The organism is Streptacidiphilus sp. BW17 (genome assembly GCF_041262485.1).
GTDB lineage: Bacteria > Actinomycetota > Actinomycetes > Streptomycetales > Streptomycetaceae > Streptacidiphilus.
This window is the reverse complement of sequence record NZ_JBGCCR010000034.1, coordinates 75,838-82,853: the sequence shown is the minus strand read 5'-3', so window position 1 is coordinate 82,853 and position 7,016 is coordinate 75,838. Positions and strand designations below refer to the sequence as shown.

At 68.8% G+C, this 7,016-nt stretch carries 7 protein-coding genes and 2 pseudogenes; 5 read left to right on the top strand and 4 right to left on the bottom strand.

From position 1 onward, the window contains the following. Both ABH940_RS30595 and ABH940_RS30590 read right to left on the bottom strand, forming a co-directional pair. Positions 1–494, bottom strand: a pseudogene (locus tag ABH940_RS30595) (formate dehydrogenase); the annotation flags it as partial. Between the two features lie 130 nt (positions 495–624). Then, a complete protein-coding gene (locus tag ABH940_RS30590; RefSeq protein ID WP_370106754.1) occupies positions 625–1,563 on the bottom strand; it encodes an AMP-binding protein in 939 nt (312 codons plus the stop codon). 202 nt (positions 1,564–1,765) lie between these two features. On the opposite strand from ABH940_RS30590, the gene ABH940_RS30585 reads away from it, so the two are divergent. Further along, positions 1,766–3,007, top strand: coding sequence for a PucR family transcriptional regulator (locus ABH940_RS30585; RefSeq protein ID WP_370106753.1), 1,242 nt, complete (start codon positions 1,766–1,768; stop codon positions 3,005–3,007). A 379-nt stretch (positions 3,008–3,386) separates the two neighbouring features. Here the strand turns inward: ABH940_RS30585 and ABH940_RS30580 are convergent, their stop codons facing one another. Beyond that, positions 3,387–3,986 (bottom strand): DsbA family protein, encoded by a 600-nt coding sequence (locus ABH940_RS30580; RefSeq protein WP_370106752.1) that lies wholly within the window; start codon positions 3,984–3,986, stop codon positions 3,387–3,389. A gap of 445 nt (positions 3,987–4,431) precedes the next feature. On the opposite strand from ABH940_RS30580, the gene ABH940_RS30575 reads away from it, so the two are divergent. Next, complete coding sequence (locus ABH940_RS30575; RefSeq protein WP_370106751.1) at positions 4,432–4,887, top strand: hypothetical protein; 456 nt, start codon at positions 4,432–4,434, stop codon at positions 4,885–4,887. Between the two features lie 76 nt (positions 4,888–4,963). Further along, positions 4,964–5,176: pseudogene (locus ABH940_RS30570) on the top strand (restriction endonuclease); the annotation flags it as partial. Here the strand turns inward: ABH940_RS30570 and ABH940_RS30565 are convergent. After that, a complete protein-coding gene (locus ABH940_RS30565; RefSeq protein WP_370106760.1) occupies positions 5,173–5,643 on the bottom strand; it encodes a tyrosine-type recombinase/integrase in 471 nt (156 codons plus the stop codon). The pseudogene ABH940_RS30570 and the gene ABH940_RS30565 sit on opposite strands and share 4 nt — an antisense overlap. A gap of 239 nt (positions 5,644–5,882) precedes the next feature. Here ABH940_RS30565 and ABH940_RS30560 point away from each other — a divergent pair, with 239 nt between their 5' ends. Continuing rightward, entirely contained in the window at positions 5,883–6,677 is a 795-nt protein-coding gene (locus ABH940_RS30560; RefSeq protein ID WP_370106750.1) for a hypothetical protein, read from the top strand. Beyond that, on the top strand, positions 6,674–6,985 hold the full coding sequence (locus ABH940_RS30555) for a hypothetical protein (RefSeq protein ID WP_370106748.1): 312 nt from the start codon (positions 6,674–6,676) through the stop codon (positions 6,983–6,985). The genes ABH940_RS30560 and ABH940_RS30555 overlap by 4 nt, the downstream gene beginning before the upstream one ends. Positions 6,986–7,016: the final 31 nt, after the last annotated feature.

Genomic DNA, 7,016 nt, shown 5'->3' with positions numbered 1-7,016 from the left:
CCGACGAGTTCGAAGGCGTCCTTCCAACTGATCGGCACGTAGTGGTCGGTGGCCGCGTCGTAGACCATCGGCTCGGTGAGGCGGCCCTGGTCCTCCAGCGCGAAGTCGCTCCACTCCTCGAGCTCGGTGACCGTGTGCGCGGCGAAGAACGCGCGATCGACCCGCTTGCGGGTCATCTCCCACGTGACGTGCTTGATGCCGTTCTCGCACAGGTCCAGCTTCAGGCCCTTGATGTCGTCGGGCCAGGCGCAGCCGGGGCAGTCGAAGCCGCCGTTCTCGTGGTTCATCTTCATGATCGCGCGCGGGCCGTCGACGTACTCGCCCTCACGCGTCAGGAACTTCGTGACACTCTTGGCAGCGCCCCAGCCCGCCGCCGGGTGGTGGTAGGGGTGGAACTCCGGACGTTCCGCGGGAACGGCGCCCACGCTGGGCTCCAACCCCGGTTGCGCGAGCTTCGCCGCGGGATCAGCCTTCGGATCGTGGGAGGCGTTCATGACACTCACCCTTCAGGTGTTCGAGCTCGGGCCGGTGCTCGCCCGGTGCGGCAGGCGTCTCCGGGTCGACCGTGCCGGGGCGGGCATGCCCGCCGATCATGGAGAAAAGGCAGGTCGTATTCAATCTCCGTCAATGTCCGCCAGTCAGCCACTCCGCCTCGACGAGTGGCACACCGAGTGTGCCGGTGATGCGGGTCCTGGTCTCTTCTGATGGCGGAGGGCGACTGGAAACGCCCAGGCGGAGGGTCGTGCCGCTCAGACCGCGCGGAGCGGTGTGGAGGAGGGCGGAGAAGGCGGAGAAGACAGCCAGTTCCCCCGCGAGGATCGTCACGCCGTGCTGATCGATGGTTCGCGCCGCAGCGGTCAGGTCGTCGGGGTTCAGGGGTTGACTCAGAGCGGCGCCGGCGAGGATGACGGCGTTGAGGGTGCAGGTCTGGCCGAAGGTGCCGGACATCGGGGCGTAGCTGAGCACCGTGTCGGAGGGTTTGAGGTCGAGCAGGAGCGTGGCTGCAATGAACGCCGCCAGCTGGAGCTCTCGGTGGCTGAGACCGGTGGATGCTGCGGCGGCGTCGAAGGGATCGCCGTCGGCCGGCGGCGCCACGGTCACCACGGCGGTCTCGTCGTCGGCTCGGTGCACGAGGCCGGCATGCTGGGGCCAGAGGGCCACCTGGTCGAGGAAGTCCGGGCCCACGGTGACCCGTAGACACCGCGCGGGCAGGTCCGGTTCGGTTGGTTGCGCCGCATCGCTGCCTTCGGCGAAGCAGAGGCGAGTGCCGGAAGCGTCGAGGAAGTCGTGGGTCTTGTCCCGCCCCAGTTGGGGGCTGACGACGACGGCGACCGCGCCGACACGCAGCACTCCGTAGTAGAGCGCCGCGAAGGCCGGGGCGCGATCCAGGACCAGTCCGACACGGTCGCCCGGTCGAACGCCGTGGGCGATCAGGCCACCGGCCACGCACGCGCTGGCCTCGTCCAGGCCCGCGTAGGTCAGCACTTCCCGGCCGAGCCGGACTGCGGGGCGATGCGGAACCCGCCCGGCCGTGTCCGTGAGATTGGCGGCGAGGTTGCTCAACTGCTCTGTTCTCTTTCCCCATTGACTGCCGAAATGCCCTGTGGACCGGGGCACGGACGCACACGATCATGGCGTGGACAGACCCGGCGGTTCCATGGCGACAGCAACAAGGTTTTCTGTCGGCGTCGACAGCTCCGGACTGCCGTGGCGAAGAACGCCCGGATACGGCGCACCTGCCAACGCTGCTGGCTAGGCTCTGGGGATGCCCGAACCAGCCTCCGACGCCGTCACCGCCGACATCGCCCGTGCACTGAGCGCACGAACGGACTCCCTCGTCACCGCCATGGCCGATCTCATCGCCGGGGAGATGGAGTTCTACCGCAGTGCCGTGGTCAGCCGGGAGGATCTCCTCGAGGGACTGCGCGGCAGTGTGGACTTCATCCTCGCGCACCTGACCGCGCCTGCGGCGGGCTCAGCCGATGTGACGGCGCCGAGCGCGACCGGCCGCAAGCGGGCCCTGCAGGGCGCACCACTGCCGGAAATCCTGCGATGCTACCGGCTGAGCTTCGCGTACTTCTGGGAGCAGCTGCTCGCCGAGGCGCACGTACGGGGCGAGCAGCCGACGCGGGCGCTGCTGGCCGCGGCAACCAGGGTGTGGTCCTTGGCCGACATCTACGCGCTGGCGCTCACCGACGCTTACCGGGAGGCGGCCGCCCAGCAGATGCTGGACACGGACCGCCGGCGCTCGGCCCTCGTGGCCGCGCTGGTCGACGGTGAGCTGCCGGTCGGTGAGTCGGTGTGGGAGATCGCGCGAATGCTCGACTTCCCTTACCAGGGCTCGTTCGTGGTGCTGACGGCCGAGGCGGTCAAGCTCGCCGAACCGCCACTGGCCGGCCTGGAGCCCAAGCTGCAGGCGCTGCACGTGCGTTCCGCCTGGCGGGCGCAGCCAGGGCACGAGATCGCGGTCCTGTCCCTGCCCGCGCAGCCAACGGCTCCCGTCCTGGAGGCGATCGGCGCCTGCGCGACCGGCCGAGTGGGCGTGAGCCCCGTCTACCACCAGCTCGACCACACCGGCCGAGCGCTTCGCTACGCGCAGGTGGCGCTCGAATCCCTGCCATCGGCGGCACCGGGAGTCCGCCAGCTGGACGACACGCCGTTGACGGAGCTGGTGATGACCAACCTGGACACCACCCGACGCGCCGTCAACCGCGTGCTGGGTGGCCTGCTGTCACTACCCGAGGCGGAACGCACGACACTGCTGGCCACCGCCCGCGCTTGGCTCGCCGCGCGCGGCTCGGCCGCGGAGGCGGCGCGGGTTCTGTACTGCCACGAGAACACCGTGCGGTACCGGATGCGCCGGCTGGAGGAGTTCCTGCGCGGCCCGCTGGACGACCCGATGATCGTCGCCGAGCTTGCCATGGCGTTGGACGCGGTCGGTACCTTCCCCACGCTGCTCGGGCAGCCCTCCCCGCCAGAGCGAACCGAGCGCCGCAGCACCCGCTAGCAGCCCACACACCCACCTGCAATTCGTTGGTCCCACGCCTCTGAGCCGGTTCCGACAACCCGGGTCAGCCCATCAGCAAGGGATCGGAACCCTACCGACCGGATCACGCTCGCCAGGTCCTGAAGCAAACCGCGCAAGGTCGCCTCGCCGCCAGTGGCAAACAGGCCGACGAGGATCACAGCGGCCCAGGCCGGGGCCTGACCATGGACCGTGAAACGACCATGAGGCGCCTGCCCCGATAGCGAGCTGCCGTAGCGAACTCGCTGCCGTGTCAAACACCGTGCTGCACCAATCGACCCGCTCCTGCGATCGTAGATACTGCCCTCATCCATCGATGCACGCACTGCCGGGCGACTTGTGCACGTTTCTCGCACCGCGGCTACGCCCGGATACTGGCGAGGAACTGCCGTGGCGTGAGCATCGGATCTCGGGGCACCCCGAGCACGACGAGCTTGTCCAGCCAGATCACGCGTTTGTCGAACAATATCGTCGGGGTTCCCCATAGGCCGCAAAGCTGGAAGGCCGCAGCGGCAGTCGCCGCCCAGTCCGCGTAGGTGTCCTTCAAGACCTTCTGGTCGAATCCATCCGACCGCAGACCCGGCACTCGGCCTGCTACGTCGAGCAGGAACCGCGGGTCGCACAACGAGTCATGGGCAAAGCACGCAGGTTGACACGAGAACAGTGCGTCCAGAAACGCGACGAACTCGCCAGCCCCGACATCGGCTGCAGCTCCGAGTGCGCTTAGGGAGCGCCGCGAACCCCGTCCCCCGAACTCGTCGTCGATGTTCGCCGCGAAGTGGAACTGCACAACAAACCTGCCGTCGTCGGCGGCCTTACGGATCGTCCCGAGCAGGGACTCGGCCATCGTGGCACTGCCCGCATCGCGCGCTTCCAAGAACACCTGCAGGACGTGCTGTGTCTCCAGGGAGCCGTAGTACAGAACCGAATGGCCCGCTCCGGTGGTATTGGCTGGGTGCATAATTCGATGCTGCCAGGCTCCGAGCGAGAGGGCGCGCCGTCGCGACCGACCCCGCCCTAGACGCCTGCCACCTGGGACGTTCGGCTCAAACGCCCTGTCAACTGCCCCTTGCCAACACACACCGAGGACGGGCCTCTACCTCAACACTGATGCCTGCCCGACGGACTGCGCGGCGACGGCCCCCAGGACACAGCGCACCTATTCGATGCGACGGAAGTCACTGAGCGCGCAGGCGAAGCAGTACCTGTTCGGGCTTCCAGAGCATTGGTCGCCCCGATAAAGATCGTTGTCGTCGAAACTGACCTGTGCGACATGCCCCGAAGACCCGGCTCTCCCCGTCTTAGTCCATTCCGTTCGGCTGAGCTGCGGGTTCAATCCGCCCCTGGTGACAGCGCGCCGCGGAGGCTGTGCGACCCTGTGGCTTCGTTCGGAGACGGAGGCGGAGATGGCCGGCTACATACCGGTGGGGCGCCGCCGCGGCACGGGTAACCGGCCGCAGCTGCTGCGCGGGCTGGGGTTCGTCGTGATCGGGGCCGCGCTGCTGGCGACCCTGTGGCCAACGTTCACAGGGGACATGGGGTGGAGCGGCCGTTCGGGCACCCTCACCGTCAGCTCCTGCGCCCTCGGCGCAGGCTCCCACCCGGTCAACACCTGCCAGGGCGACCTACGTCTCAGCGACGACCCCACGGTCCACCACGGAGCCTGGGTCACCACCCAGAACGACTACCAACCGGGCAGTGCCATACCCGTACGAGCAGGTACGGACGGCTCCCTGCAGACCGCGACCGGCTCGGACCGGTTGGCGGTCGGCTTTGGCGTCTTGATGTGCTGCGCCGCAGTCGCCGTCGGACTCACCGAGCTCGTTCGACTGGCGACAACGCGACACAAGCCACGGCGGTGACCACAGCCCACCCTCCGAACGACAAGGCCACCCCTACAAAGGCCCCGCCTTCGCGTGCACGGGACCGTTTGGGCTCATGGACCGGCTTAAGCGAACCACCCAACTACGTCGATGAAGCACTGGCGGGGTCCGAGCCCCGCACGAGCTGCTACTCCTGCTTCTCGCCCTCGGCCAGTTCCAGCAGGACGCCGATAGCCAACTCCCCTACAGTGCAGCCGAGTCGACGCTGGCGATCCTGCCGGTCGACTACGGCCCGAGCCGTCGTACCAGCCCCGCGTACCCGTTTCACCCTACGCATAGCGCGGGTCTTGCTGGACCTGCACTTCCTGCGGCGGCGGCCAGGTGGCGCAAGTCGTGGATGGCGCAGCAGGGCACGCTGGCGATGCGGGCGATGGTGTGGAAGTGGTTGAGGACCCACTGCGGGTGCCGCGGGCGGCCGTCGGGGCGGCAGAACACGAACCCGCCGTGCACGCCCCACTCCCCCGCCACCACCTCGGGCCGGTTCGCCCGGCGTCGGTCGAGTGCCTGCTGGACGCGCGGGGAGAGGGCGACCTTGGCTTTGGAGGCGCGGGTCTTCGGCGTGGAGACCACCATGCGGCTGTTGTTGATCGCGGACAGCGTCCGGCGCACGCGAAGCGTGTGCTCGGCCGGGTCGACGTCGTCCCAGCACAGCCCGAGTGCCTCACCCTTGCGCAGTCCGGTGCCGATCAGCAGCTCGATAAGGTCCGCGAACGCGGGGTCCAGGGTCCGGCACACCCGCAGGAAGCAGACCGCCTGGGCCAGGGTCCAGATCTGGCGCTCTGCCGCGGCCGGGCGGGCCGGCACGGCCGGCCGGCCGGGCCGGGTTCGCGAGCAGGCGGTGAGTGCGCACGGCGTGTCCGAGTGCACTGGACAAGGTGGCCTCTATCCCAAGTGCGCCAGCCTGTTGTCCCGGGATTCCCAGGCGTGCTGTCGGTGGCGTGGGGCAGGCAGGGGGCATGACGTATGCGGTCACCGTGGACACCAGCCAGCCCGAGGGCGCACCCGCTCTCGACGAGCTGCAGCGGGCCGGCGCCGTACACTTGCTGCGGGCGGGCCTGGACGCGATCGAGGCTATCGAGGGCGAGGGCGGGGAGGTCGTCGAGATCATCGACCACTTCGTCGGCGTCCACCCGGGCGGCGCGCTGTTGAAGGTCTTCGTGAAGGCACCGTCGCTGGAGGACGCGGAGGGTGCCGTCGAGTCCGTCGTCGGCGAGATCCTCGAAAGCACTCAGGCGCTGGCCGCGTGGACGATCGACAAGTGCGAGGTGGAGCTGCATCTGGGCTCCGCCGCCGAGAGCCTCGCTGCGGCGGACGGCCCCGACGCGCCCCCCGCGGCCCTGTCCTCGCGGGCGGCCGCGTACCGCAAGGCCCAGTCCGCAGAGGAGAACTCACCCGGTGTCAGCGACGAGGAGCGGCAGGAGATGCGGTCGAAACTGGCTGCACTCGCACCCCTGCTTGCCGACGTCGGACCCTCCGCGTTCGGACATCTGACCGCCGAGGACCTGGAGGACGGCGAGGAGGTGGATGAGGAGTTCAACGTGTCGGCCGAGGACGCCGCCCTTGCCCCGGCGCAATGTACTCCTCCATCGACATCCTCATCGACGAGATCTTCCAAGACCTCGACACCCTCGGCGACAACCCCAACGCCGCACAGTGCGAGGGCGGCCTCATGCAACTCGAAGGCCTACCCGGACAGTTCTCGCACCTGTACACGCCGTTGTTCGCCCGCAAGCTCCTGGTCACAGCCGTCTCCCTCACACAACGGGTGAGCGGGCCCGGCTTCGTGCAGCTCAGCTGCGTGGCCGAGGAACTCCTGCTCCGGTTCTGGCTGGAGGCCACCGAGGCGACTCTCGACCTCTACGACCTCCTCACCCCGGGCACCGCCCAGGCCCTCGGCTCGCTGCGGGAGAACGTGTACGCGGATCTGGACCACGAGTGGCTTTACGACCCGGCCTTGTACGGCATCGACCAGGACCCAGCCGCCGCCCACCTCGGCATCGCCCCGATGGGTGTCGATGACTGGTTCGCATCGTTCGGCGGCGACCGGCCGGTGCATCCGTACACAGCCGGGGCGTAGCGATCTCTGGCAGCGCGCACAGCCTCATTCG

Bases quoted from the DNA above. Each gene is read 5' to 3' on its own strand.
- ABH940_RS30575 (WP_370106751.1), top strand. From the start codon at position 4,432: ATGGCCGGCTACATACCGGTGGGGCGCCGCCGCGGCACGGGTAACCGG.
- ABH940_RS30580 (WP_370106752.1), bottom strand. From the start codon at position 3,986: ATGCACCCAGCCAATACCACCGGAGCGGGCCATTCGGTTCTGTACTAC.
- ABH940_RS30585 (WP_370106753.1), top strand. From the start codon at position 1,766: ATGCCCGAACCAGCCTCCGACGCCGTCACCGCCGACATCGCCCGTGCA.